This window comes from Candidatus Accumulibacter necessarius, from assembly GCF_036625085.1.
In genome coordinates this window covers 400,772-425,806 of the sequence record NZ_JAZKUM010000001.1, presented here as the reverse complement: position 1 = coordinate 425,806, position 25,035 = coordinate 400,772, and the positions used below count along the sequence as shown (strand labels likewise).

At 63.5% G+C, this 25,035-nt stretch carries 27 protein-coding genes and 1 riboswitch; of the genes, 15 read left to right on the top strand and 12 right to left on the bottom strand.

From position 1 onward, the window contains the following. The first annotated feature begins 53 nt into the window (after positions 1–53). Positions 54–1,799: a sensor domain-containing diguanylate cyclase gene (locus V5B44_RS02200; protein ID WP_332357475.1), complete on the top strand. Its 1,746-nt coding sequence runs from the start codon at positions 54–56 to the stop codon at positions 1,797–1,799. Between the two features lie 60 nt (positions 1,800–1,859). Here V5B44_RS02200 and V5B44_RS02195 read toward each other — a convergent pair whose 3' ends face one another. Genes V5B44_RS02195 through V5B44_RS02185 form a run of 3 tightly spaced genes read right to left on the bottom strand, consistent with a single transcriptional unit; the run spans position 1,860 to position 5,510 of the window. Then, positions 1,860–2,639 (bottom strand): ABC transporter ATP-binding protein, encoded by a 780-nt coding sequence (locus tag V5B44_RS02195; RefSeq protein ID WP_332357474.1) that lies wholly within the window; start codon positions 2,637–2,639, stop codon positions 1,860–1,862. 1 nt (position 2,640) lies between these two features. Next, positions 2,641–3,630, bottom strand: a complete 990-nt coding sequence (locus tag V5B44_RS02190; protein ID WP_332357473.1) for a FecCD family ABC transporter permease — start codon at positions 3,628–3,630, stop codon at positions 2,641–2,643. Between the two features lie 8 nt (positions 3,631–3,638). Then, the gene (locus tag V5B44_RS02185) at positions 3,639–5,510 is read right to left on the bottom strand and encodes a TonB-dependent receptor domain-containing protein (RefSeq protein ID WP_332357472.1); all 1,872 of its coding nucleotides are present in this window, start codon (positions 5,508–5,510) and stop codon (positions 3,639–3,641) included. A gap of 127 nt (positions 5,511–5,637) precedes the next feature. Further along, a riboswitch (cobalamin riboswitch) is annotated at positions 5,638–5,842 on the bottom strand. A 153-nt stretch (positions 5,843–5,995) separates the two neighbouring features. On the opposite strand from V5B44_RS02185, the gene V5B44_RS02180 reads away from it, so the two are divergent. Next, the gene (locus tag V5B44_RS02180; protein ID WP_332357471.1) at positions 5,996–6,196 is read left to right on the top strand and encodes a hypothetical protein; all 201 of its coding nucleotides are present in this window, start codon (positions 5,996–5,998) and stop codon (positions 6,194–6,196) included. A gap of 13 nt (positions 6,197–6,209) precedes the next feature. Then, positions 6,210–6,542 (top strand): cell division protein ZapA, encoded by a 333-nt coding sequence (locus V5B44_RS02175; RefSeq protein WP_332357470.1) that lies wholly within the window; start codon positions 6,210–6,212, stop codon positions 6,540–6,542. 325 nt (positions 6,543–6,867) lie between these two features. Here the strand turns inward: V5B44_RS02175 and V5B44_RS02170 are convergent, their stop codons facing one another. The 6 genes from V5B44_RS02170 to V5B44_RS02145 all read right to left on the bottom strand — a co-directional run bounded on the left by V5B44_RS02170 (position 6,868) and on the right by V5B44_RS02145 (position 11,472). Beyond that, positions 6,868–7,671, bottom strand: a complete 804-nt coding sequence (locus tag V5B44_RS02170; RefSeq protein ID WP_332357469.1) for an SDR family NAD(P)-dependent oxidoreductase — start codon at positions 7,669–7,671, stop codon at positions 6,868–6,870. A gap of 245 nt (positions 7,672–7,916) precedes the next feature. Further along, a complete protein-coding gene (locus V5B44_RS02165; RefSeq protein ID WP_332357468.1) occupies positions 7,917–8,852 on the bottom strand; it encodes an alpha/beta fold hydrolase in 936 nt (311 codons plus the stop codon). Between the two features lie 150 nt (positions 8,853–9,002). Beyond that, positions 9,003–9,614, bottom strand: coding sequence for a cytochrome b/b6 domain-containing protein (locus tag V5B44_RS02160; RefSeq protein WP_332357467.1), 612 nt, complete (start codon positions 9,612–9,614; stop codon positions 9,003–9,005). A gap of 75 nt (positions 9,615–9,689) precedes the next feature. Continuing rightward, a complete protein-coding gene (locus V5B44_RS02155) occupies positions 9,690–10,013 on the bottom strand; it encodes a PepSY domain-containing protein (RefSeq protein ID WP_332357466.1) in 324 nt (107 codons plus the stop codon). A gap of 192 nt (positions 10,014–10,205) precedes the next feature. Continuing rightward, positions 10,206–10,514 (bottom strand): chaperone modulator CbpM, encoded by a 309-nt coding sequence (locus tag V5B44_RS02150; protein ID WP_332357465.1) that lies wholly within the window; start codon positions 10,512–10,514, stop codon positions 10,206–10,208. Between the two features lie 4 nt (positions 10,515–10,518). Beyond that, the gene (locus tag V5B44_RS02145) at positions 10,519–11,472 is read right to left on the bottom strand and encodes a DnaJ C-terminal domain-containing protein (RefSeq protein WP_332357464.1); all 954 of its coding nucleotides are present in this window, start codon (positions 11,470–11,472) and stop codon (positions 10,519–10,521) included. A gap of 152 nt (positions 11,473–11,624) precedes the next feature. Between V5B44_RS02145 and V5B44_RS02140 the strand changes: the two genes are divergently transcribed. From V5B44_RS02140 to V5B44_RS02120, 5 genes are all read left to right on the top strand, one after another. Continuing rightward, on the top strand, positions 11,625–12,059 hold the full coding sequence (locus V5B44_RS02140; protein WP_287634372.1) for an Hsp20/alpha crystallin family protein: 435 nt from the start codon (positions 11,625–11,627) through the stop codon (positions 12,057–12,059). A gap of 12 nt (positions 12,060–12,071) precedes the next feature. After that, on the top strand, positions 12,072–12,446 hold the full coding sequence (locus tag V5B44_RS02135; protein WP_332357463.1) for an Hsp20/alpha crystallin family protein: 375 nt from the start codon (positions 12,072–12,074) through the stop codon (positions 12,444–12,446). A 208-nt stretch (positions 12,447–12,654) separates the two neighbouring features. Beyond that, entirely contained in the window at positions 12,655–13,749 is a 1,095-nt protein-coding gene (locus tag V5B44_RS02130) for a DUF2157 domain-containing protein (protein ID WP_332357462.1), read from the top strand. Next, a complete protein-coding gene (locus V5B44_RS02125) occupies positions 13,746–14,615 on the top strand; it encodes a DUF4824 family protein (protein ID WP_332357461.1) in 870 nt (289 codons plus the stop codon). Before V5B44_RS02130 ends, V5B44_RS02125 begins: the two co-directional genes overlap by 4 nt. A gap of 115 nt (positions 14,616–14,730) precedes the next feature. Beyond that, positions 14,731–15,354 (top strand): 3'-5' exonuclease, encoded by a 624-nt coding sequence (locus tag V5B44_RS02120; RefSeq protein WP_332357460.1) that lies wholly within the window; start codon positions 14,731–14,733, stop codon positions 15,352–15,354. Positions 15,355–16,212: 858 nt separating this feature from the next. Here V5B44_RS02120 and V5B44_RS02115 read toward each other — a convergent pair. Further along, a complete protein-coding gene (locus V5B44_RS02115) occupies positions 16,213–16,569 on the bottom strand; it encodes a hypothetical protein (protein ID WP_332357459.1) in 357 nt (118 codons plus the stop codon). Positions 16,570–16,773: 204 nt separating this feature from the next. On the opposite strand from V5B44_RS02115, the gene V5B44_RS02110 reads away from it, so the two are divergent. Further along, complete coding sequence (locus V5B44_RS02110) at positions 16,774–18,099, top strand: IS110 family transposase (protein ID WP_332357458.1); 1,326 nt, start codon at positions 16,774–16,776, stop codon at positions 18,097–18,099. A 310-nt stretch (positions 18,100–18,409) separates the two neighbouring features. Here the strand turns inward: V5B44_RS02110 and V5B44_RS02100 are convergent, their stop codons facing one another. Beyond that, entirely contained in the window at positions 18,410–20,077 is a 1,668-nt protein-coding gene (locus V5B44_RS02100; RefSeq protein WP_332357457.1) for an SWIM zinc finger family protein, read from the bottom strand. Between the two features lie 565 nt (positions 20,078–20,642). On the opposite strand from V5B44_RS02100, the gene V5B44_RS02095 reads away from it, so the two are divergent. The 3 genes from V5B44_RS02095 (at position 20,643) to V5B44_RS02085 (ending at position 21,804) form a co-directional block, all read left to right on the top strand. Next, complete coding sequence (locus tag V5B44_RS02095) at positions 20,643–21,101, top strand: GNAT family N-acetyltransferase (protein ID WP_332357875.1); 459 nt, start codon at positions 20,643–20,645, stop codon at positions 21,099–21,101. Between the two features lie 134 nt (positions 21,102–21,235). Further along, positions 21,236–21,529 carry an antitoxin of toxin-antitoxin stability system gene (locus V5B44_RS02090; RefSeq protein WP_332357456.1) on the top strand — a complete coding sequence of 98 codons (294 nt, stop codon included), beginning with the start codon at positions 21,236–21,238 and terminating at the stop codon, positions 21,527–21,529. Beyond that, positions 21,526–21,804 (top strand): type II toxin-antitoxin system RelE/ParE family toxin, encoded by a 279-nt coding sequence (locus tag V5B44_RS02085; protein ID WP_332357455.1) that lies wholly within the window; start codon positions 21,526–21,528, stop codon positions 21,802–21,804. The genes V5B44_RS02090 and V5B44_RS02085 overlap by 4 nt, the downstream gene beginning before the upstream one ends. 79 nt (positions 21,805–21,883) lie before the next feature. On the opposite strand, the gene V5B44_RS02080 is transcribed toward V5B44_RS02085, so the two are convergent. Further along, positions 21,884–23,269 carry a Fic family protein gene (locus V5B44_RS02080; RefSeq protein ID WP_332357454.1) on the bottom strand — a complete coding sequence of 462 codons (1,386 nt, stop codon included), beginning with the start codon at positions 23,267–23,269 and terminating at the stop codon, positions 21,884–21,886. Between the two features lie 120 nt (positions 23,270–23,389). Here V5B44_RS02080 and V5B44_RS02075 point away from each other — a divergent pair, with 120 nt between their 5' ends. The 3 genes from V5B44_RS02075 to V5B44_RS02065 are packed head-to-tail and all read left to right on the top strand — an operon-like array spanning position 23,390 to position 24,507. Further along, entirely contained in the window at positions 23,390–23,680 is a 291-nt protein-coding gene (locus tag V5B44_RS02075; protein WP_332357453.1) for a hypothetical protein, read from the top strand. A gap of 36 nt (positions 23,681–23,716) precedes the next feature. Continuing rightward, complete coding sequence (locus tag V5B44_RS02070) at positions 23,717–24,010, top strand: DUF1778 domain-containing protein (RefSeq protein WP_332357452.1); 294 nt, start codon at positions 23,717–23,719, stop codon at positions 24,008–24,010. Then, positions 24,007–24,507, top strand: coding sequence for a GNAT family N-acetyltransferase (locus V5B44_RS02065; RefSeq protein WP_332357451.1), 501 nt, complete (start codon positions 24,007–24,009; stop codon positions 24,505–24,507). Before V5B44_RS02070 ends, V5B44_RS02065 begins: the two co-directional genes overlap by 4 nt. The last annotated feature ends 528 nt before the right edge of the window (positions 24,508–25,035 follow it).

The following is a 25,035-nucleotide window of genomic DNA, read 5'->3' as shown; positions in this document are numbered from 1 at the left end:
CGTGCCCGACCTCCCCGCGCATGCTTTCCACTGACTTGTCTGGGCGACAATCCATGCAGTTGTTCCGCTCTCCTTCCCTTCGGCAGATGCTCACCGTGCCGTACGTCGTACTGGTTCTGCTTCTCGCAGGCGCCATTGGTGGCTTGTCGTATTCCGCAGGGCGCACGGCGGTCGATACCCTTTCGAACCAGCTGTTGTCGGAGATGGTCTACCGCATTGCGCAGGCCGCCGAACGCCATGTACTGGGTGCCGAAGCGGTCCTCGAAACCGCATTTCCCGGCGGTGTTCCCGCCCCGGCCAGAATTGAAGACGACTTCGACAACCTGCGCACCCGCTTCTGGCTGGCGACCTCAGTCCATCGCGAGCCGAACAACTACGCCTACTATGGCGACCGCAATGGCCAGTTTTTCGGGCTCTGGCGCCATTCCGAAACCGCCGCCGAGCTGAGACTCCGCCGCACGGGCTCCGGCGCGCGCACCATTTATCGCTTCTCCGGGATCGCCGGCGAGCTGAAAGACCCGGTCCACGAGAAGCGCGTCTTCGAGCCACGCGAACGCCCATGGTTCAAGTCGGGCCAGACTTCCACCGCGCGCGTCTGGACGTCGGTCTATGTTGATTTCAGGACCGAGGAACTGGTTGCGACGCTGGCGCGGCGGGTCAACAACGCGCAAGGAGAATTCCAGGGCGTCGTCGCCACCGACCTGTCGCTGCAACGCGTCAACGACTTTCTGCGCTCCCTGCAACTGACGGCGAACGGCATCGCCTATGTGGTCGAGAAGGATGGCAATCTGATCGGCAGCTCGCGCGGGCCGCACCTGCGCAAGGACGCTGCCGGTGGCAATGTGCGAATGAACGTGGCCACCAGCGAGGATCCGCTGGTGGTGGTCAGCTACCGGGAAATCGAGAAGCTGCTGCTCACTGCCACCGACCCGTCGCAACCGCGTACCGTCGTCTTCGAAACCGGCGGCCGGCAGCAGGTCGAGGCTGCCTACGCCTGCATCCAGGATGCCGCCGGGCTGGACTGGATAATCGTCGTCGCCGTACCGCGCAGCGACTTCCTGCTGGGGGTCGCGGAAAATTTCAGGCGCACGCTGGTGCTTGCCTTGCTGGCGTCCCTGATGACCATCGTCATTGGCCTGGTGGTCCTTTCGGTGGTCGCCCGCGACCTCAGGGAACTGGCGAGTGCAGCACGCAGCGTCGGCAACGGCGACCTCAGCGCGACATTCGACGTCGCACGCGGTGACGAGATCGGTGACCTGGCCAAGAGCTTCCGCGCCATGCAGACCCGACTGCTGAGCGATCGCCTGACCGGTCTCGCCAACCGCGAGGCCTTCCTGCGACGCGTTGAAGACCGCCTGGCGCAACAGCAGGTGCTCGCCGAGCCGCACCCCTTCGCGGTCCTGTTCATCGATCTCAATGATTTCAAGCACATCAACGACAGTTTCGGTCACGACATCGGTGACAAGGTCCTGCAGGAAATGGCCCAGCGCATGCTCACCGGGCTACGCAGCCGGGATGTGGTGGCGCGCTACGCCGGCGACGAATTCGTCGTCATGCTTGATGCGGTCCATAATCGCCACGACGCCGAAAGCGCTCGCAGCAACCTCGAGCAACTTCTCCACGCGCCACTGGCGGCGATCGATTCCGTCGCGCGAGGGGCAGCGGCGGGTGCCGCAGTCGGTCTGGCAATGTACCCGGAGAATGGAGAGGACGTCGAGTCCCTGGTTCAGTATGCCGATGCCGACATGTACCGGCGCAAACAGGCGAGAAAGCCGGGGCGCGCAGGATGGGCAGGGTAGGCTATCGCGCGAGCGTGAGTGATTCCCTGGCGAACCCCGGAGCGACCTCCGACTGGCCTGCTACGCCGGCATGAACCAGCGCTGCCCCTTGCCGCCGACCTCGCGCAAGGGGTAGCCGTAAAGCCTGCTCAGCGATTCGCTGCTGATCACCTCGTCGCAGCCACCCTGCTGCGTCGATCCGTCACCGAACAGGAGCAGTGCGTGGCTGCAGAAGCGAACTGCCAGACCGGGCTCGTGCAGAACCATCACGCAGGCGATCTCTCGCTCACGGGCGAGTGCTGAAAAAAGTTCGAGCGTGGCAATCTGGTGATTCAGGTCGAGGTGAGCCAGGGGTTCATCGAGCAGGTAGAGCTGCGGCGCCTGAGCGAGCAGCGTGGCAATCGACAACCGCTGCCGTTCGCCACCCGACAGCGTCTGAATGTCACGCTGTGCGAGTTCGGCCAGGCCGACCGCCGCCAGTGCCTGGCGGGCGATGCGCGCATCCTTCTCCGTTTCCCAATCCCAACGCGCAAGATGCGGGTGACGTCCGACCAGTGCTGTTTCAAGCACCGTTGAAGAAAAGGCCTCGCTTCGGCTCTGCGGCAACCAGCCGCGAGCAAGGGCGCTGGCGCGCGCGCCCAGGCTGCCGTAGCTCGCCCCATTGACCAGCACCTCGCCGGCGTCCGGCGGCCGCAGACCCGCCAGCACGGACAACAGGGTTGACTTGCCGGCACCGTTTCGGCCAAGAATGGCGAGGCACTCGCCCGGCTGCACATTCAGGGTCAGCTGACGACAGAAAGTGCGGCCAGCCAGGCCCACGTCGAGACCACGGGTGCTCAGAAGAGGTGTGCGGTGAGTCATGTCAGTCCCGGCCGGGTGCCGCCCGGCTGAGCAGGAAGAGGAAGACCGGGACGCCGATCAGCGCCGTCAGCACACCCACCGGCAATTGCTGCGGCGCGAGCACACTCCGGGCAAGGGTGTCGGCGATCACCAGCAGGCTGCCGCCGGCGAGCACCGAGGCGGGCAACAACAGGCGCTGATCATTGCCGGCAGCGAGCCGGACGAGATGTGGCACGATCAGTCCAACGAATCCGATTGCCCCGGCATGGGTGACCGCAGCCGCAGTCGCCAGCGACGCCAGGACGTAAACACCGCGGCGCAAGGGACCGACGGCAACACCCAGCGCCTGGGCGATATCGGCGCCACGCGCCAGCAGATTGAGTTCACGAGCAAACGGTAGCGTCGTCAGCAAAGCCACCACCAGCAGGATCAGCACGAGTCGCGGGTCACCGGTCTGCGACAGGTCACCCATCAGCCAGAACAGCATGCCGCGCAATCGCTCCTCGGGAGCGATTGCCAGCATCAGCGTGACGACCGCGCCACAACCCGCGGCGACGATGACGCCAGTGAGCAGCAACCGCGACTGCGTCCAGCCACCCTCGCCATGCGCCAGTCCGAAAACCAGCAGCATCGCTCCAAGCGCACCGACAAAGGCCAGACCATTGACGCCGGCGACGCCAAGACCAAGAACGATCGCCAGCAGCGCGCCGATACCGGCGCCACCCGAGATGCCGAGAACGTAGGGGTCGGCGAGAGGATTGCGCAGCAATACCTGCAGTAGCGCACCTGCCAGCGCCAACAGGCCACCGCAGGCAAAGCCGGTCAGTGCCCGCGGCAAACGCAGGCTGCGGACGACGTCGCCGGTCATGCTGACGTCGTCGCCAAAAAGCGACGCCAGTACCTCGGCCGGACTGATCGGAATGCTGCCTACCATCAGCGCCAGCGCGATGCTCAACTGCGACAGCCCGGCCAGGGCGGCAAGAATCAGCAGGGCACGGCGACGGGTGGGCATGCGGCGTGCTACCTCGGCGCGTAGCGAACACCGACAAAGACGTTCGCCCCGGCGGTGGCGTAGTCATTGGCCGTCTCGTAGTCCTTGTCGAAGATGTTGTTGGCGCGGACGAACAACGCCCAGTCGCGCTCGAAACGGTAGTCGGCATAAAGGTTGACCAGGCCATAGCCACCCATGCGGATACGGTTGGCCGGATCTTCGTAACGATCGCCAACCAGCTTCCACTCGCCTCGAAACTCCCAGTTGCCTAGGGTTCGCGTGAGGTAGCTGCTCAGCTGCTGCTCGGCGCGACGCGCCAGGCGATTGCCCTTGTTCGGCCCGCTCTCCTCGTTACGCGGATCCAGGAAGTCAACCGCAAGCCCCATGCCCCACTCCGAAAAACGTCCGTCGTAAGTGAAAGTGGCGCCGCGCAGCAGTGCCTCGCTGACGTTGACCGGAGCGAAGGTCGGCGGTCGATACTCAATCAGGTCAGAGAGCTCATTGTTGTAGATCACTGCCGAGACGCGATGGCCGGCCTTTTCCCAGTTGGCGCCGACCTCGGTGTTCTTGGCGGTCTCCGGCTTCAGATCGGGATTGCCGCCGGCAAAGAAGAAGCTGGCCGGAAAATACAGCTCGTTGAAGGTCGGGGCACGAAACGCCGTTCCATACGAGACATGCGCCCGCCATTCCGGGGTAAATTGATAGCCGTACGCAGCGGACCCTGTGGTTTCGCCGCCGAACTGCGAGTTGTCATCACGGCGCAGATTGAACTGTAGCCGGTGCTGATCGATACTGGCGTTCCAGCCCGCCAGCAGCGAGCGAATCGTCCGTTCGCTGACCGTGTAGTCGGTGGTGCCGGAGACCTTCTGACGGGTGTACTCCGCCGCCAGCAGCGCCTCACCAACCGGCAACCTGATGTCGTTCTGCCACGACGCCAGATCCATATCGGTGCGGAAAGTGCTGGCCCGGAAACTACCGGCATAGTCCTTTGCCTGATCGGTACTGCGGCCGAGGCGCAAGGTACTGGTCCACGCCTGATGCAGTCGATTGCGCGAATAGATCGAGTAAGAACCGACCATCTGGTCGTTATTGTAGTTCTTCGCCGGACCCAAGGCAGTGAAGTCGTTTCCGTCGTACTGGTTGCTGCCCTTGCTGGCCAGCAGATTGACGCCGATCTCATGACCCTTTGCCGGGCGTACGGCGAAGTTGGCACTCAGGTTCCTGTTGTAATACCCATCCCGATCCGGGTCATAGAAGACACTCTGCTTGTTGTGGATCGCGTTGAAGCCATCCGTGTTGAGGTAGCCTGCCTGCACGCTGTACGACATGAGATCGCTGCCGCCCGACACGCCGATGGTGGTGTCGCTGGTATTGAAGGAGCCATAGCCGGTACTGGCGTTCACCCGTGCCGGCCCCTCGCCGCGCCGGGTGAAGATCTGGATCACGCCGCCGATGGCGTCGGCACCGTAGAGCGATGAAGCCGGGCCACGCAGGATCTCGATACGCTCGATCTGGTTCAGCGGAATGCGCGACAGCGCTGCGCTGCCGGTGGTCGCAGAACCGATGCGTTGACCATCGATCAGCACGATCGACTGGTTGGTGTTGGCACCTCGGATGAACACACCGCTGTTGGTCCCCTCCCCTCCATTCGCAACGTACTGTATTCCCGGTTGGCGCGCCAGCAGTTGCGCCAGGGTTGATACCCCGGCCTGGTCGATTTCTTCGCGCGAGATGACCGAGACGTCACTCGTCAACTCGTTGGTGCGGGTTGCCTGGCGGGTCGCAGTGACGACAATCGGATCGAGCTGCTGGTCAGCGGCGGAAAGCGCCGTCGAGAACAAGGCAGCGACAGTCAAGGTAAGCGTCGCGGCGGCAGCGGCACGCGGTTGGTCTGGATGCATGACGGATTTCTCCCTGTTGCCGACAAGCGTCCCCGCAAGCCGGCGAGCCATAAACGCGGAATTGCGCGAGGGAGAACAGCAGGCGCGAGCGCCGAGCGTTCGGTGTCCGCTTCCCCGCGGCACGTCCGTCCAGTGGTGTGCGAAGGCCGGTATCCGGGCTCGCAAGTCCTGACATGTCGCCTTCCCAGGCTCTCGCCCAGTGGCATTTCGACACGCCCACACTCGCTGACCGTTGCGGGGGCAGCACAGGCATGGTGTTGCGCGAACACGCACCTGTTTCCCGTTTAACCGCTGCAGAAAACCTGCATGGCGGCACCTTGCACGATACTTTCCACCGCTGAAACCAGCGGAAGCGCCGATTATAGCCTGCCCGAAGGACGGCGATCCTCCTTTGCAACAGAAAGCACCCCCGGTGGCACAAACAACCTTCACAAGCGACCCTTACGCCTTGACCGGACAGGGTTTTTGAATCTATAGTCTGGCCCATGCTGAATGAACTAAACGCCCTCGAGAGCAAGGTGGTCCAGGTGGTCGCGCTGTGCCGCACCCTGCGGACCGAGAATGACGGACTGCGCGAGCAACTCGTCGCTGCCCAGGCCGACAAGGAACGCCTCGCCGAGCGCATGGCAGCCGCCTGTGCCCGGCTTGAGCAACTGGCCCAACAACTGCCCGAAGCCAAGGCCTGAGAACCCCGACCCGATGCCCAACGACGCCAATTTCCTCGACATCACCCTGCTTGGCAAGGAATACCGGGTCGCCTGTCCACCTGATCAGCGTGCCGCACTGCTCAGTGCGGCAGCCTATGTTGACGGCAAGATGCGCGATATTGCCGAGAAGACCAAGAGCAATCTCGCCGAGCGAATCGCGGTCATGGCCGCGCTCAATATTGCCCACGAGCACCTTGGTCTCAATCAGGAATCGCCAGAGCAGCATCAGAAAATTGAATCTGAAATAGGGCTGGACATGGACGCGCTTAGGGGTAGAATCTTTTTCATGGAGGCGGAACTTGATGCCGTTCTGAAGTCGGAGTAGACGTTACGCTGGCCTCCAAGAGAGTTCCCTGCGGTGTTTGTCAAGGTCATAATTCCTTGAACCAATGCATATTGGCATTGGTCGCAGACCATAGAAACCGCTGTTGTGTGTGCCCCTAATGTCGGGTGTACCTGATGCGGAAGGGAAGTGACCTAACTGAACTCAGGTTCAGGATGCCGGCCTGGCGGCACTCGCGGGGACAAGATTGAAAAGCGCCGAACCTCTGGTTCAGCGCTTTTTTTTGTTCCGCTTTTTTCGTTCTTTTCGGCTCGGGTTTTGGCAACTTCTACCGGACCAGTTTCAGCTCCAAACCGCCGTGTAAGCGCTACGCGAAGCGTGCCGACAAGCCGCCATCGACGACGAGTTCGGTGGCGGTGATGTACTTGGCCTCATCGGACGCCAGGAACAGCGCCGCGTAAGCCGTATCCCAGGCGTCGCCCATGTGGCCCAGCGGACACTGCGCGTCACGCGTGCGGATCAGGTTGGCAATGTCCCCTTCCTCACCGTAGACGCGGGTCAGCGCGGCATGCACCAGCGGCGTGTTCATCAACCCGGGCAGAACGCAGTTGGCGCGGATACCGTCGGGCGCGTGCCGGATGGCCATGGTGCGGGTCATCGCCACCATCGCCCCCTTGCTTGCAGCGTAGAAACCGTAGTTCACGCCAGCCCAGCCGAGCACGGCAACCGAAGCGTTGTTGACGATCGCCCCGGCATGCTGGCGAATCATCACCGGCAGCACGTGATGGCAGGTCAAATAGGCACTCTTGATATTGACCGACATCAGCCGGTCCCAAGTCGCCTCATCGAGTTCCGCCGGACCTCCGACAACGGCGATGCCGACGTTATTGACCAGGATGTCGATCCGCCCGTAGGCCTCGAGCGCCATCGCCACCACTCGCGCAACGTCGGCGCCGCAGGTCACGTCGGCAACCACGGTGATAGCGCTGCCCCCCTCGTCGCTGATGATCTTCTGCGTTGCCGCGGCGGCCTCGGCGTCGATGTCGACGCCGACCACGCTGGCACCCTCGCGCGCAAAGAGTACCGACATCGCCTTGCCGTTGCCCCACCCAGGCCCGACCGAACCACTGCCGGTGACGATCGCCACCTTGTCTTGCAAACGTCCGCCCATCTTCAGTTCTCTCCTGACGATTTCCATTGGCGCCGCGATTCGGTCTTCAGTGCCTTGCCGTAGTTGTTCTTCGGCCGTGCTGCGACAAGGCCACGATCTCCCGCGGGTCAAAACTACCGGATTCGTGGACGACATGGCGCTCGGCGCGGGCCAGCAGATGACCCACATTCATGGTCGGAAAGCCCGGCGACGCCAGCCCGCCACCCAGCCAAGAGCAGGCGGGCCGGTCATGCCGGCGGCGATGCTCAGCCCGGAGCGGACAGCAGGAAATTCTGGACGATACGCACCTGCGACTCTTCGAGGAACATCGGCGCATGCCCCACTCCCGGCACCTCGACGAGCGTCGCCTTTGGCCCCCTGCTGGTCATCGCGGCGGCGACCTCAGACGACAGGATGTCCGAGTGGGCACCGCGCAGCACCAGCGTCGGGCAGCGAATCCCCTCGTACATTGGCCACAGATTGATTTCCTTGGCTTCGAGAAAGGCCTTCTGGTAAGGCTCGGCAATCGCGCGATCGTAGTTCATCTCGAAACCGCCGTCAGCCTTGGCGCGCGTACCGACCACGGTCATGTACCGCCATTGCGCGTCAGTAAGGGCGCCGAAGGGGGCGCAGACGACCCGTACATAGGCTTCGGCCGCAGCGAGATCGGCAAAATCGGGCGATTTGCCGAGATACTCACCGATTCGTTGCAGCGCCTCGATGCTGATCGCTGGTCCGACGTCGTTGAGCACCAGCCGGCTGATTGGCGAACCCGGCAGGCTGGAAAGAAACATGCCGATCAGGCCACCCATCGAGGTTCCCAGCCAGTGCACCGACTCGACCCCCAGGCGGGCAATCAGCGTCATCATGTCGTTGGCGTAGATCGGCACGGCGTAGTCGTCGGAGAAGAACAGACGATCGCTGCGGCCGCGCCCCACCACGTCCGGGCAGACAACCCGGTAATCGCTGGCCAGCGCGTTGGCCAGCACGTCGAAGTCCCGGCCGTTGCGGGTCAGCCCATGTACGCAAATCAGGACGCGCGGATTTGCCGGATCGCCCCACTCGGTGTAGGCCATCCGGTGCAGGCCATGCGGCCCCAGGCAACGCACCGAGTTCTCGCGCATCTCGTGCAACGGCCCGCCAGCAGCCTGCCCGGGCCGCGATGTCACCACCAGTTCATCGAATTCCTTGAGTATTGCCATGATTGCTCCCCCCGATGTCGTTCCACGTTCAACAGCACTGGTGAGAGTATGCCCGTCCGGCAAGCGAAGTCAATCGCCACTTTTCGGCCGCTGGCCAAAGCCCGGAGCCCAGTCCTGAAGCTTCCCCGGGCTGGTCCTCAGCGGCCTGACTCAGACCCGCTTGCGGCCGGTGATCATGGCACGAACGAGATTCTCGCGGTGCAGAAGCGTTTCCCAGACGACGCCAAGCAGATGTCCTGCGACCAGCAGCAAGGTGAAGTTGGTCGCCAGTTCGTGTGCCTCCTTGATCGTGTCGATCGCCTCATCACTGCTCTCCGCCAGAATCGCGGCCAGCGGCCCCAGGCCCTTATCGGCGCCGTACAGAGCCAGACCGGTGACGATCGTCGCCGTCAGGCCCAGCAGCAAGGCCACGATCATCGCGCCGCCGGCCGGATTGTGTCCCAGGGTGCGGCGCGCGCGCAGTGTCAGGACATCCCTTACATAAGCCAGGACGATGCCAGGGCTGTAAACAAAATCGCTGAATCGCGCGTAACGCGGACCGACGAAGCCCCAGAGCACGCGGAACACCAGCAGGCCGGCAATGGTATAGCCCGCCCAGATATGGACCAGCTGCAACCACTCGCCACTCAGCCGGTCCTGAAGACCTTCGAACAACTCGCCCTCGGTGAACCACGCAGCGCAGAAGCTGATGAACAGGGTCCAGTGGAAGAGACGGACCAGAGGGTCCCAAACCGGAACTTCAGTTGTATCGACAATACGCATCGCAATCTTCTGGCAGCGCCTCCCGACCGACGGCCGGGAGGCGTGTGAATGGATCAGGCGTTGATCACCTGCAGCCTACTTGCCTTCTTCAGAAACCAGGGCGCCGGTCTTGATTTCGTAGTGAACTTCCCATTTCTTGCCGTCGGTGCCGTTGATTTTCACTTCCCAGGTCTGCTTGCCCTTCTTGGTGTCCTGGTAGGCCTTGGTGACCTCGCCCGGGTGCGCCTTGAGGGCCATCTCGACGGCCTGCTCCTTGGTGATTTCACGTGCCGGGACAGCCGCAACAGGAACGGCGGCGGCCGGGGCGGCCGGCTTGGTGTCGGCAGCGAAAGTGGTACCAGCCAGGCTGGAGGCGATGACCAGGAGGGCAGCGGAGCAAAAAGCGGTGGACTTGTTCATTCGATGGGTCTTTCAGTAAGGATTGCCGGGAGATAGTGTCTTCGGCTTGCGACGCGGCCCCGCAACGGAACCCCGACGACAAGCACGAACGCCACTCTACGCTGCCATCCTTAACGCAATCTTAGCGCCACCCGACCTGCCTGATGAGACCTGCTGGCACCGCGGGCTGCTCCCCGGCGCGCACCGGGAAAGTCATCTGGAAGCGGCAGCCCCAACGCGAGCACGCAGATCGTCCAGCTCTTCCATCAGGTCGGCCATCAGCGCAGCCAGTTCCGGCACGGCTTCGAAGTCCCTCTCCAGTTGCCGCATCCGCCGCGCGCGCAGGAGGCTGGTGCTGGAAAAGCACCACACGCCGGCGACGCTCTCGGCGTGCGGAAACAGGCCCTCCTCGATGTGGCGCATCAGCCAACCCGGGTCGACGGTGCAAGCAGCAGCCACCTGCTCCAGCGTCAGCCAACTGTTTTCCATCAGACTGCCGATCAGGATCTCATCGTCTCGCATGGCGTCATGCCCTCCCTTGCCGGCGCGGATCGAAGGCGAGTTCCTGCGCCATGGTCTCATAGAGTGCCCGCGCCCTGGCCGTGTCGGCTGGCGGCAGCACCACCTGAATATCGAGCAGCAGGTCGCCCGCTTGTGGACCCGGTATGCCCTTGCCACGCACGCGCAACTGACGGCCGCTTTGCGCCCCTTCCGGGATGCGCACCTTGACACTGCCCTGCGGCAGGTCGACCGCCAGCACCGTGCCCAGAGCCGCCTCCCACGGCGCGACCGGCAAGGTCAGATGCAGGTCACGGCCATGCGCACGGAAACGCGGATGCGGGTTGAAGCGCACCTCCAGCATCAGGTCACCGGCCGGCGCGCCGCCCATGCCCGGTGCGCCCTGACCGGCCAGGCGAATGATCTGGCCAGCATGCACACCTTGCGGAATCTTGACGTTCAGCGTCCGCGTAGCCAGCGTCACGCGCCCCTGCGCGTCGGTCTGCGGCGCACGCAAGGAGATCTGCCGGGTCGCGCCGGTAAAGGCGTCTTCGAGGTCCAGCAGCACCTTGGCATGATGATCCTCGCCGCGCGCCTGGAAGTGCGCCCGCTGGCCGGGATCGAAGCCGCGTGCGCCCCCCATGCGACCGAACAGTTCGGCGAAGAAGTCCGAGAAATCGGCTGCCTCGCCCGGCGCAGAACCGCGCCCGGAAAACTCGAAGCCGGCATCCCAATCGGGCGGCGGGCGGAATTCCTGTCCAGGCTGGTAACCGCGCCCCAACTGGTCGTAGGCAGCCCGTTTCTCCGGGTCCGAAAGCACCGCGTTGGCCTCGTTGAGTTCCTTCATGCGTGCCTCGGCGTCCACTTCCTTGGAAACGTCCGGGTGATACTTGCGCGCCAGTTTCCTGAAGGCCTTCTTGATCTCATCCGCGGTCGCTTCGCGGGGGACCCCCAGAATCTGGTAGTAGTCCTTGAATTCCATCTATGGTCCTCGATCTGAAAGCGTGACTGGATAAGCAACAAAATAGTACTGATGCGTGGTGGAATCAAGATATTGAAGTCTACGGAACAGCCCCCAGATAGGATTCGAAGCGCCGGTCGTGGCGCCCCTCACCATCGTATGGAGGATTGAACATGATATATCGCTCCCTGTTTCCCCGCGACGTATTGGCGGAACTGGATCGGCTGCAGCGCGAGATGCAGCAGGGTTTCCGTCTTTCTCCGAGTATTCGCGGCATCGCGCGCGGCGGTTTTCCGGCCATGAACGTCGGCGGCACGCCACAGTCGGTCGAAATCTACGCCTTCGCGCCGGGTATCGACCCCGCCACCCTCGACGTACAAATCGAGAAGGGCGTGCTCACCGTCGCCGGCGAGCGCCAGCGGCAGGCAGCCGGCGAGGAAGCCACGGTGCATATCGACGAGCGTTTTGAAGGTCGCTTCCGGCGCGTCGTGACGCTGCCCGACGATGTTGACCCGAATGCGGTCGACGCCAAGTACCGCGATGGCGTGCTGCGCATCAGCATCGCTCGCAAGCAGTCCGCCCAACCACGCCGGATCACCGTTCAGTAAGGAGGATCGAAGATGTCGGACAATAGCCAAGACAAGCAACCAAGCGCCCGGGATGAAGCAGCGCTGCAGCCCCCGGTGGACGTCATCGAGGATGCTTCAGGGATCACTCTTTACGCCGACCTGCCGGGTGTGCCCAAAGACAAATTGCAGCTGCACGTGGAAGCCGATACCCTGACCATCGAGGGTGAGATCGACCTCGAAATGCCGGGCGGCATTGAGGCCAGCCACGCAGAAGTCAATCTCTCGCGTTACCGGCGGGTGTTCTCCCTGTCGAAGGAACTCGACGCAAGCAAAGTGAGCGCCGAGTTCAGCCAGGGCGTGCTCAAGCTCGTGATCCCCAAGGCCGAACACGCGCAGCCGCGCAAGGTCGAGGTCAAGATCCTGTAAGTCCTGCACGAAGTCGGTTCCGGGTGCTGAACGGCATCCGGCAACCCCGACACGCCGTCACCCTCCCCGGCCCCTGGTCAGAGTGCTTCGCTGGCCAGGGGCCGTGTCATGCAAGACCGAAGCTCCGCCACCGCCCGGCAGCCCGCAGAATCTGCCAGCATCCACACGTGGCCGACGCCCGACAAACCCGGCATAATCGCTCACCATCATGAGCGACCAGACGAAGCCCCCGCCGGCGCGCCGCCAGGCGCAACAGCGGGCAGACGAAATCCGGGCCTTCCAGGCCGAGCTGGCGCGCCTGGAAGCGGCACAGGTGCTCGTCCTCGACGAGACGCAGCGGCACGCACTGGCTGACTACCATCAAGCGCTGCTGGCGACCTACGCCAGCGCCTACGACATCGACCGCGACCACCGCGCCAGTCAGATTTCCCTCGGCATGCGGGTGGCCTCCTTCCTCGGTGCGCTGGCGCTGGCGGGAAGCGCCTTCTTCCTCTTCTACCAGTTCTGGGGGCGGTTTTCCGAAGCCGCGCAGGTCGCCATCCTGATCATCAGCGCACTCGGCAGCCTTGGCCTGACGGTCTGGGTCCAGGGGCGCGACGCCAGCGGCTACTTCACCAGGCTGGCAGCGCTGGTCGCCTTTGCCTGCTTCGTGCTGAACATCTCGATGATCGGCCAAATTTTCAACATCACGCCGTCGGACAAGGCCCTGCTGCCCTGGGCAGCGATGGCCTTCCTCCTCGCCTATGCCTGCGACCTTCGCCTGCTGCTGGCCGCCGGCATTGCCTGCGTGATCGCCTTCGTCGCCGCGCGCATCGGCACCTGGAGCGGCATCTACTGGCTGCACGCCGGGGAGCGGCCGGAGAACTTCTTCGTCGCCGCCGCGCTGCTGCTCGCCCTGCCGCAACTGTCGCTGCATCGCCACTATCCCGGCTTCGCTGCGATCTACCGCGTATTCGGCCTGCTGACGGTCTTCATCCCGATGCTGATCCTGAGCCACTGGGGCCAGATCAGCTACCTCGACCTGCAGCCGAAGCTGATCGAGGGTGGCTACCAGGTCGCCGGCTTAGCCGCCAGCGCCCTGGCCATCTGGATCGGCACGCGCCGCGACTGGCCGGAAACGGTCAACACCGGCATCACCTTTTTCGTCCTGTTCCTGTACACCAAGTTCTACGACTGGTGGTGGGACGTGATGCCCAAGTATCTCTTCTTTCTGGTGCTGGGTCTGACCGCGCTGCTGGTTCTCCTGATACTCAAGCGGCTACGCGGCGTCATCGGTCGGAGTGACACGGGAGAACGCGCATGAAAGCCTGGACACGCGCGCACACCCTCGCCGCCGGAGGGGCGCTGATCGTATTGACCAACGCGATCGCCCTCGCCGGCGCCTTCCTGAACCGGAATGCTGACGCGGAAAGCCGGGTAACGCTCAGCGAGCGCGAACTGACGCTACCCTACGGCGGCTACCGGCAGGCGGAGAACAGTGGCTTGGCGCTGCAGCTGAACTGGCGCGTCCTCGACGAGGACCCCGACCACTGGGACTACGGCTACGCCCGCCACGGCGGCCAGCCAGCGTGGCTGGATGCAGCTCTCTTGACGAGCCTGGGCTTCGACACCACGGCCGGCGCAGCCACCAGCGACGCACGCCAGCGCTTCACGCGTCAGTTGCCGCGGCAGGTTCTGCTGGTGCTCGAGCTCGAAGGACCGGCGTGGCAGCAGGCGGTCATCCGCGCACGGGAAAACGCCGCCCGCCAGACCGCGGCCGCGGCCGCCAATCCCGGCAGCGAGCAGTTTGCCAAACAGGCCGACGCCGGCCGCAAACGTCTTGCGCTCGAGGAGACGCATGCCAGCCGCCTGTTCGCCATCGACGCCGGTCTCGATGCCGATGCCCTGCGTCGCCGCTACCCGGATCGCAGCCGCCACCTGATCGTACGTGGCAGCGTGCGACCAGCGGAGCGCGGTCGCAACGGCGATCACCACCTCGCCGGCCATGTCAGCCAGATCGCCATCGCCCAGGTCAACGTGCCCTTCGCGTTGCGGCCGGTGCTCGAACCGCTGCGCAACGCCCCCAGCCCGGCACCCGACCAGCAGGCGCCGCGCTACGAGGTGCAATTGGCGATCGGCCAGCGCCTCGAACCGTGGATCGAGCGTGTGACGACGCTGCCGAAACGTTGATGGCGGCAGTTCACCGGCCGGCGCTCGGCAGCATCGAAAGCCGGCAAGCGGCAGCAGCGTCTTCCCGGCATCGAACACAGGCATTCAGACCGCCACGAAAGGAACCACAGGAAGCATGGGCGAACGGGTAATCATCGACTTTGAAACCACCGGCCTCTCAGCCATGCAGGGCGACCGGGCGACCGAAGTCGCCGCAGTGGTGATCGACGAAACGGGCATCGTCGGCCGCTTCCAGAGCCTGATGAACGGCGGTCGCCGCATACCGCCCTTTGTTCAGGATCTGACCGGCATCAGCAACGCGATGATCCGCCAGGCCCCGAGGGCCGAAGAGGTGATGCGCCGGTTGCTGGACTTCATCGCCGGGCGTCCCCTGGTCGCCCACAACGCCGCCTTCGACCACGGTTTCCTCGGCGCCGAACTCGACCGCATCGGCGAAGCCTGTCCGACCGAGCTGCTCTGTTCGATGAAAGTGGCCCGCCGCGTCTATCCCGAAGCGCCCAATCACCGGCTCGAAACGCTGATCCGGCACGTGCGCATCGAAGCCACCGGCCAGTACCACCGGGCACTGGCCGATGCCGAAATGACCGCCCTGCTCTGGCTGCGCATGGAGCACAAGCTGCAGAGCGACTTCGACTTGCCCGAAGTACCGCTGGAACTCATGCAGCGCATCCAGACCGCCCCCTGCAAGGCCCTCGACAAGTGCGTTACCAGCTTCAAGCGTCGGGCGTGGCCGGCCTAAGGCGATTTCCGGAGATGGAGGTATCGATAATGACAGCCGTCATCCCCGCGAAAGCGGGGAGCCACCGTTCGGCCCGATGCAGGACAGAGTCCGGACTGGGTTCCCGCTTGTGGCACTCCTGGACGGTTTGCGAGGGCAATGCCTGGAATTCGGCATGGCTGATGTCACTCCCACCGCGCATTGTTGTTCCACAGTACGCCCGTCAGGCAGTGACGGTATCGCCCATGCGTGGCATTCTGCCTCACGATGGCTGCCGATCTCGCCCTCGCCCGACTGGTTGGACAACATCGAGCCGTTGGCAAGCACGAAGCCGGCCACGCCCGCGGGCGCGAGGTGGTGCACGATGGGTTCCACCCAGTCAAAATGAAGACCCCCGACGTGAAGTGGCGGAGCTGTCACACGCAAGACTTTGCGTAGTGACGCTGCCCGCATGCCCACTTGGCAAGAACATTCCCGACAAGACAGTTTGCTGCGCCACGGGCCCGTCCAACGCACTTTCCGGCAATCGCGTCAGTGCCATCCCGGCGTTGGCAACGCGGGGGCTACTTGAACAGCCTGGCGATCGCCCCCCGTAAAGCACTACAGCATGCGGGTCGAACAGACCTGCCACGTTCGCCTGCGCCATCGACCAATGCCTGATGGTCAGGGCCATGCCGTGCCGTTCCCGGCCCCGCAAGCCCTGCGGATCGGCATGACGCAAAGCGTCGAAGCCAGGCGCAGCGCGAGACTTATTCACACTCGCGCCACGGGTCGAATAGCGCAACTCGCGTCTTCGCATAGTCGCCGCTGTCCCGCGTGACTACCGTCAGGCCATGATCCTAGATTCCTCGGTTGAAGCCAGGAGTGGCGGCTAAGTTGCTATGAAGATTGGATTTCTAGAACGTCTCCAGGACACCCAAAAGGAACTGTTGCGCAGTCGCAAAAATCGGCCGAAAGCCTTTGCCAATCATGGCGTTCACCAGATCCGGTGAAGGCCCAACAGAGGAATCTAGGATGATGCAGCGCCGTTGCGGCAATGATGAGGTCGGGCTGCGAAAACGTATGGCCAGTCTTTCGGCCCTCTTCGACCAGCAGCCGCCAAGTAAACATGATGTCTTCAGTGACGGGAAGAATTCGCTCCTCGAACATGGGCCGCACCTTGTGAGTCTCCCAACCCCGCCCGCGGGCCAGGCGTTCGCGAAGAAACAGGGTTTGTGTCGCCCACTTGCGCTCCATGGTAGTTGCCCCACATGGTTAGCGGCAGCAGCGATATGACCGACCTACCATTGGTGTGAGCTCAAGCGAGCCCGTTTGTGAGCATGGTCTGGGAATCGTCGGCGACAGTGGTGAGCGCAGCGATGGGCATCCCGTTTAGGAGATCGAGTCGAATTTCGACGTTTCCCCTGGTGCTGCCATTCATTAACCATCGTGGAGCACATCATGGCCATGCGCAGGCGAGATGAAGAGGTAGTGTTTCCCCACGCGGCGGGGATTGACGTCGGGGCTTCAAGCCACTGGGTGGCCGTACCCCGAGACGCGACGGAAGACCCGGTACGCGAGTTTGGCCCAATGACCGACGACCTGAACGCCATGGCCGACTGGTTGGTCGCGAGTGGTGTAGACACGGTGGCACTTGAGTCCACCGGCGTGTACTGGATCCCGGTGTTTGAGGTGCTCGAACAGCGCGGTCTGAAGGTCTGGCTGGTGGACGCTCGGCAGATGAAGTACGTTCCTGGGCGTAAAAGCGACATACAGGATTGCCAGTGGCTGCAAAAGCTGATGAGCCTGGGGTTCCTGCGCGCGGCCTGGCGCCCTGAAGGCGATGTGTGCGTCGTGCGCGCGGTGGCCCGCCAGCGCGAAATCCTACTCGCCGAGCAGGCCAGTTGGGTTCAGCGTATGCAGAAGTCGCTCGTGCAGATGAACATCCAACTCACCGAGGTGCTCACCGACGTCATGGGTACGACCGGCCAGGCGATCATCCGCGCCATCGTGGCTGGCGAACGCGATCCCAAGGCGCTGGCCAAGCACCGCAACCGCCGCGTCAAGGCCAGCGCTGAGGAGATTGCCAAGGCGCTGACCGGCAACTGGCGTGACGAGCACCTGTTCGTGCTCTGCCAGGCGCTGGCCATGTACGACGACATCGCCCGGCACCTGACCGAGTGTGACTCGAAGCTGCAGGCACTGCTGCGCGCTCTCGGTCAGTGCAACGTCGATCTTGGGAAGGCCCCTCGCACGGGCAGCAAGCTGCGCGAGCAATTCGACGCCCGCCAGATACTCGCCAACTGGGCTGGCGTGGATCTCACGCGCATCAATGGGCTGGGCTTGACTGCGGTCATGAAGATCCTCTCTGAGCTAGGTCCCGACCTCAGTCGCTTCGCCACCGTCAAGCACTTCTGCTCGTGGCTTGGACTGTGCCCTGGTACCAAGATCAGCGGTGGCAAGGTCCTCTGCGCCAAAACCAAGCACTCGGCCAACCGGGTACGCCAGGCGCTGAAAATGGCGGCGATGAGCCTGTCACACAGCGACTCCGCGCTCGGCGCATTCTATCGCCGCCTGTGCAGCCGCATGGACAAGCCCCGCGCCAACACCGCCGCGGCGCACAAGCTCGCACGCATGGTGTATTTCATGCTGACCCGCGGCGAAGACTTCGTTGACCAGGGACAGCAGCGCTACGAAGAACAGCAGCGCCAGCGGAGCATCGCCGCCCTCAAGCGTCGCGCCGCCGCCCTGGGCTTCGACATCAATCCGACGCCCGCGCCAGCATGAAAACAATCTGAACTCGTTCTGTTTCTTAGGAGTCAACCATCCGTTTAGTTCGGCGCGGCGGTTGGCATCGGCAACCAGTTCAATGCCGAAGCGGATTTCGGCCAGAGTGACGATGCTGACAAAAAGGAGATCGAGCGGTTGCCCCGCGACGAAGGCCGCCACTTGCGGTGCGGGCCGGGGACGCCGCAGTTCGGACAGGACATGCGTATCGAGCAGCCAACCCGTCACAGGCTCACGTCCCGCACCGGCATCGGTACGCGCACGGGTTCGATGTCGATGTCGCAGTGCGGCGAGGCTTGCAACGCGTCGATCAATGCTTGGCCAGTGCGAACGCCGTTGAGACGGCGGAACTCTTCGGCTGCGATGACGACGACCTCGTCGCTTCCTCGTAGGCCGCGTTGTTGGTGTCTTCCACGATCAGTGGCACGACGCGGCGATAAAGGCTGACGGCGTCCTCCGGGCGCTCGGCTTCCAGCTTACCGGCGAGGGCGATCAGCAGGTGGCGGTCGCAGGTGCCCTGATGGGCCGCCGCCCAGGCCGCATCGAGGTCTTCTTCCCACAGGGCGATTTCGACCCGCAGCGAATGGTTGGGGACCGACGGCGTTCGCTTCCAGCGGTTCGTCATCGCCGCCTCGCGGGCGATGCTGTCGTCGAGTCTGCTCAGTGCCCGTTCCCGCTGTACCGGCCAGATGCCGAGCTTGCCGGCGACCTCGTGCAGCTTGCTGAATGTTTGCAGACTGGGGGTCTCGTCGAACTGAACCCAGGTCAGAGCCAGCGCCTCATCGTTGCGCTGGCAGTCGAGGTAGGCGGCCACGAGAAAGTCGCGCAGACGGTTGTCGGGACGCTCGGGAAACGCTTGCAGACCACGTTCCGCCCATGCCAGCGCCGTGTCCGGCTGCCCGGCCTTGACCCAGATTTCGGCGATCTCGAGATAACCATGGCCGGACGCAAGATCCCGCGACTTGATCGCCACCAGTTCCTCGACATCGCCGCTCGCCGTGGCCAGCTGCTCCATGACGTGCGTGATGCGGGCGCGACTGACATCGTAGTGGTCCTTGCTGTCGCCTGGCTTGACCTTGCCCCATTCCGCCTCCGCCAGTTCCCGGTAGCGGCGCAGGCCTGCCTTGCCGAGAACGTCACGATAGTCATTGGCATCGAAACTGCACAGGCTGAAGGGCAGCGTCATTTCGAGGCGGAACAGCCGCTCGGCGAGTTCTGTCGGTTCCGGCCGGGCCATCGCGCAGGCTTTGTGGTGCAGATCACCCAGGTGATAGACGATGCCGCCGACCTGGCCATTCGAGTCATCGACCTCTTCCAGGGCAGTCTCGACACACTCGATGGCATACTCGAGCAGTTCGACCAGTATGGCGGCGGTGTCCGGCTTGAGCAGCTCCGTCAGCGAATCCGCAACCTGGTCGATGGCACGGGCGAAGGTCGCGGCCTGCCGCCAATCGACAAAGCCATGGCGGCGCGGCGCGTCGTCGATTGCCCGCCGGAAGGCGGCGGCGACATCGCCGCCTCCGGCCGTGCGCTCGCCGTCGAGCCGCAGCGACTGATAAAGCTGGTCATCCCGCCGGGCGACGCCCAGCAACAGCTCGATCAAGGCTGCCGGTGGCTGCGCCGTCAGATACGCCTCGATGTCACGCCAGGGATCCCGCCGCCTGGCCTTTCCCGCCTTTGCCGCGGGCTTACCCTGCGCGGCCTGCTCTGCCAACCATGCCAGGCCGACGGCGACGCAATGCTTGCAGAAATGGCCGGCTGCGGCACGCGGGCAGCTACAGTCGCCAGCCAGCTCGCCACGGTCATCGCGCAGTTCGACCTGATAGCTTTGGCTGCCCTCGACCAGAGCGGCGATCCGGTCATCAGTCAGCCGCAATCGCCCGACCGCGCCGACGGAAAAATACGCTTCGCCACGCCGGAAGGCGCTGCTGCTGGCGAGACTTTCGAGCACGGCCGGGGTGATCAGATCGTCGTCCATGGCAAAACCCTCCTTTGGCCTACGCTGATGAGTCGTTCAGCTGGTAGCTGCGACTGCGTCCACCCGCATTCGATTGCCGCAGAAAAGAAGCCAGTCGGTCTCGGTCGCCAGCCGATCGGCCGACGCGCTGCAAAATGCACCCGCTGGCAACCAGGCGTGCCGGAAACCACCTGGATCGGACCGGTGGCATCGTCGCGCCAGCAGCCCAATCAACAGACCCTGCGCACGGCCGCGACCTCGGCCAACAAGTGTGCCAGTGACGCCGGGTCGTAGCCCGCCAGCCTGGCCACTCGCTTACCTGCCAGCGGTAGGTGCAAGCGCCGCCGTTCATGCGGAGACTATGGGCCGCATTCTCCGCTGGCGCAAGTCACTCGCCGCATTTCATGCGGCAACCAACGGGCCTGTTCGCCGCAGGATGGTCAGGGTGGACGGGGGTCGATTCCGCCAAGGAGAATTGAACTGCCCGCGCACGCCGCAAAGTTGATCCACCTCCGACAGACCAGAGGTCGCGAGAAGGCCGAAGCCCGCCACCAAGCCATGCTGCCGAGGTGGCGCACAACATCGGCTGGATGGCTTCGATTGCGGCAAGCCCGCCCCGAAAGACTGGCTTCTGCGCCACGCCCGGCAAGCTCAGGGCAGCGGATCAGCCAGGACTTTCGTGGTGGCTGACGCTGTTCGGGTGGTGGCTTATTTCAGTCTGACCGTCGGCCAGGTCGATACGCTGGAGGCACCCGAGCGCATCCGCAAGGGGATGGGCCAGTACCCGGTTCCGGTGGTGATCCTGGCGCGGCTGGCCGTCTCCACACAGGATCAAGGTCGCAGCGTTGGCTTCGGCCTGTTGCAGGATGCCATTCGCCGCACGATGCTGATTGCCGAACAGGCTGCCATTCGGGCAATGCTCACCCACCCCATCGATGAGGAAGCTGCGAGGTTCTCCACGCGCTTCGGTTTCATTGCCTCACCGCTGCGCGAGCAGCAATTGCTCTTGCTCCTCAAGGATGCGCGTCGCTGGGTCAAGCGTTAGTACTCCACGCTGCTGATGCCGAGGCCCTGCAGGGCATCCGGCGACACGGCGACGGGCAGGTTGGCCACCACATGTGACAGGCGTACTGACGAAGTATATATTTAGTCAGTACGTCAAATAGCCGAGGTTGCGTTATGTCCAAAGAAGCCGTTTTCACCATGAAGCTGGAGCCAGAGCTGCGTGCCGAGTTCATGGCCGAGGCAGAGGCTACCCATCGACCTGCCTCGCAGATCCTGCGTGAATTGATGCGCGAGTTCGTGCAGCGGCAGCGTGAGGCGCGCGAGTACGACGAGTTCGTGCGCAGCAAGGTTGTAGTGGCTCGGGAACAGATCCGTGCCGGCGAGTACGCCAGCGCTGAAGATGTCGATGCACGGTTCGCTGCACGACGCGCGCAGTTGTTGGCCAAGGAGGGGCGTTCTGGCGCATGAGAGTCTTCTGGGCCTCTGCGGCCGAGCAAGACCGCGCCGACATCATCGACTACATCAGCGACGACAACCCACTCGCAGCCATCCGGATGGATGAGCTTTTTGCTGAGGCGGCTGGCCGCTTGGCCAACCATCCGCACCTTGGACAAGCTGGCCAAATTCCGGGCACACGCGAGCTGATTCCGCACGAAAGCTACAGGCTGGTGTACGAAGTTCAGGGCGACACCGTGTGGGTTTTGGCGCTGGTGCACACAGCGCGAATGTGGCCAGCAAGGTGACCGTAAGCTGTGTCGCCACCTGCGGGCCCGCAGCAACCCGCGCCAATGCTCATAAGCTCGGAAGGCCAGTGGCACATGGTCAACCATCCCGCTTCCAGGCGGCGAACTCCAAGGGTCCGAGCCCGAAGCGGATGGCATTGCCTTCATGCAGATTCTTGAATTCTTCTTCGATCAGGGCGAAGAATTTCGCTCGATCGCCCTCGGCGACAGTGACCGGAATGGCAGTACGCATGGCCTCCGCGCTGGCTGCCTGGCCACCACGCACGATCGCCCGCACCGCTTCGGTCAGCTCTGCTCGATAGCGTAGACGGAAGATGTCGGGCGGGACCAATTGTTGCCGCACCGCCACGTACTGCTGACAGGAACGCTCGTAGGCCCAGACGAAAACATCGCGGAGCAATTCGATCCGGTTCAGTTCATAGACGCCGATCATGGCATCGATGTAGGCCTGCGTAGGCACGTCGATGAATGACAGCGGGCAGAGGTTGCAGCGGATCAGCGGAATGTTTGCCGCAAGGCGTGAAACGCGTTTGTTCACGTCCTCGAAGGGTTGCAGATACGGCAGATGGACCATGAGGAAAAACGCCTGCTCGAACGGATCGCGGATTTCCGCCGCCAAGTCGAGGACGATGCCGAACAACTCCTCCAGACGTTGCGGCAACGCGACCGGCAGATAGACGCTGCCGCCGATTTCCACGGCCCGGTGGCGCACCCGGCCGCCAGCCTGGGGATCCCGCAACAGGCCATCGGAAAGCAAGGCATGCAGGGCGAGAATGGTCTCGCTGTTTGCGCCGACACGATCCACCTCGCGCACCAGGTATTCGATAGCGGCCTTGTGATTGAGGATCATCTGGGTTTCGAACGCATCCTTGCCCTCGGCGGCCTGACCGAATTCGATCAGACGCTCGGTATCGAGCCGGGTGTAGGTATTGCCCTCCAACCGCGACGAGGCCCACGAGAGGTCGATCAGCAGCCGATTCATGATGTCGCGGGCGAAGGTGCCGGCGGCGGATTGCTCGGCTGGCGAACGCCCCAGCGAATGCAGTTGAGCACGCAGGACCTCGGGCAGGTAGAGCGTTTCGTTGGGGCGATAGGCTTCGAGAAACCTGAGGTCGTAACTCACCGGTTGGCGTTGATGCAGCGGCTGGCGCACGTGGGCCTTGATGGCTTCGCCCGCGGGGGAAACCGGGACATAGATTTCGCCAGGGGCCTGTCCGGAAATTGGCGCGATGACGCTATCCGCCTCGCCCGCAATCGGCGCCAGCCGGTATTTCACTGCCCTGCCTTCGCCAGCGGTGACAACACGCGCCAAGGCGACAAGTGAGGCCAGGCGGCGCTGGACGGTGCGACGGGAAATTCCATTGCCCACAGCGCGCAACAAGCTTGCCAAACCGATGCCGTCCGGGTGGCCTGCGATCAGTTCGGCAATTTCATTCAGCTCCGCATTGGAAACGATTTTCGGCATGGCATCCGCGCGTCGTTGTGGCGTACATGCCAGTATAGTGCCATATTATTTGGCGCGAACCGGATTTGTTGTGCCACATTAACGATTTTTTTGGCGCAATACCAAGCAAGGAGCATTGAAATGGCCGCGTACTCCGCAAAGGTGATCCGCCTCGGACAAACCACAGGTCGCGAGAAGGCCGAAGCCCACCACCAAGCATTGCTGCCTATCCAAGCCCTCTGGGTCCATCTGCGCAATCGCTACTTCAGACGGGTGAACCGTGGGCGGCCGTATCGTTCCGAAGCCAACCCAAGCGCCTGCCCGCCCGAGCCTCTTGAGGAGTTGCCGACCTGCTGGGTCACGAGTTCCTCGATGGGTGCCGCGGGCACCTCTCACCACCTGCCATTGAATGCCGTGCGTCATTTGTACTGACATTGCGATCGTTGATCTAACAAACTGAGGTCCGCCATGACTGCTAACGCCCATTCACCTGCTGCCCGTTCCGCCCGTTTGGGGCTACGCGCCACGCCTGAACAGGAAGTGCTGTTGCGCCGTGCTGCCGAGGTGGCGCACAAGTCACTGACCGAATTCATTCTGGAGAGCGCCCGTCTGGCCGCCGAGCAGCCCCTGCTGGAGCAGTGCCTGTTCATGGTCTCGGGCAGCCAGTACCAGGCCCTGATGGATTTGCTGGAACAGCCGGGACAGCCCAACGAAGGCTTGCGCGACCTGTTCGCGCGTAAAGCCCCCTGGGAGAACGCTTGAGCTTGCAGGGCCCGGCACCGCTGGGCGCGCAACATCGGCTGGATGGCTTCGATTGCGGCAAGCCCGCCCCGAAAGACTGGCTTCTGCGCCACGCCCGGCAAGCTCAGGGCAGCGGATCAGCCAGGACTTTCGTGGTGGCTGACGCTGATCGGGTGGTGGCTTATTTCAGTCTGACCGTCGGCCAGGTCGATACGCTGGAGGCACCCGAGCGCATCCGCAAGGGGATGGGCCAGTACCCGGTTCCGGTAGTGATCCTGGCGCGGCTGGCCGTCTCCACACAGGATCAAGGTCGCAGCGTTGGCTTCGGCCTGGTGCAGGATGCCTTTCGCCGCACGATGCTGATTGCCGAACAGGCTGCCATTCGGGCAATGCTCACCCACCCCATCGATGAGGAAGCTGCGAGGTTCTCCACGCGCTTCGGTTTCATTGCCTCACCGCTGCGCGAGCAGCAATTGCTCTTGCTCCTCAAGGATGCGCGTCGCTGGGTCAAGCGTTAGTACTCCACGCTGCTGATGCCGAGGCCCTGCAGGGCATCCGGCGACACGGCGACGGGCAGGTTGGCCACCACATGTGACAGGCGTACTGGCGCATGAGAGTCTTCTGGGCCTCTGCGGCCGAGCAAGACCGCGCCGACATCATCGACTGCATCAGCGAGGACAACCCACTCGCAGCCATCCGGAGCAACCCGCGCCAATGCTCATGAGCTCGGAAGGCCAGTCGGTCCATGGTCAGCCATCCACCACCGAATCGAAGGGCTCGGATAGTCTCCGGGCCCCTTTTTTTTCCTTGCAATCCCCGCGCCACGCGGGGTTCCGGCCCGACATGCTGCGGGTGACAATCTGCCGAAATGTCCTGTTTTCAAGGTTTTCGGCTCCAATTCTGTCTCGATTCTCCGTTTGGCGTACGGGTAGCTGCAGTTCTTGCACTGGCAGACGCAACAGCTTATGCGCAGCGGTTCATCGTCAACCAAGGCGACCGGTCGTGCCTCCATCCCATCATCCGCTCCGCATCACTGGCACAATAGG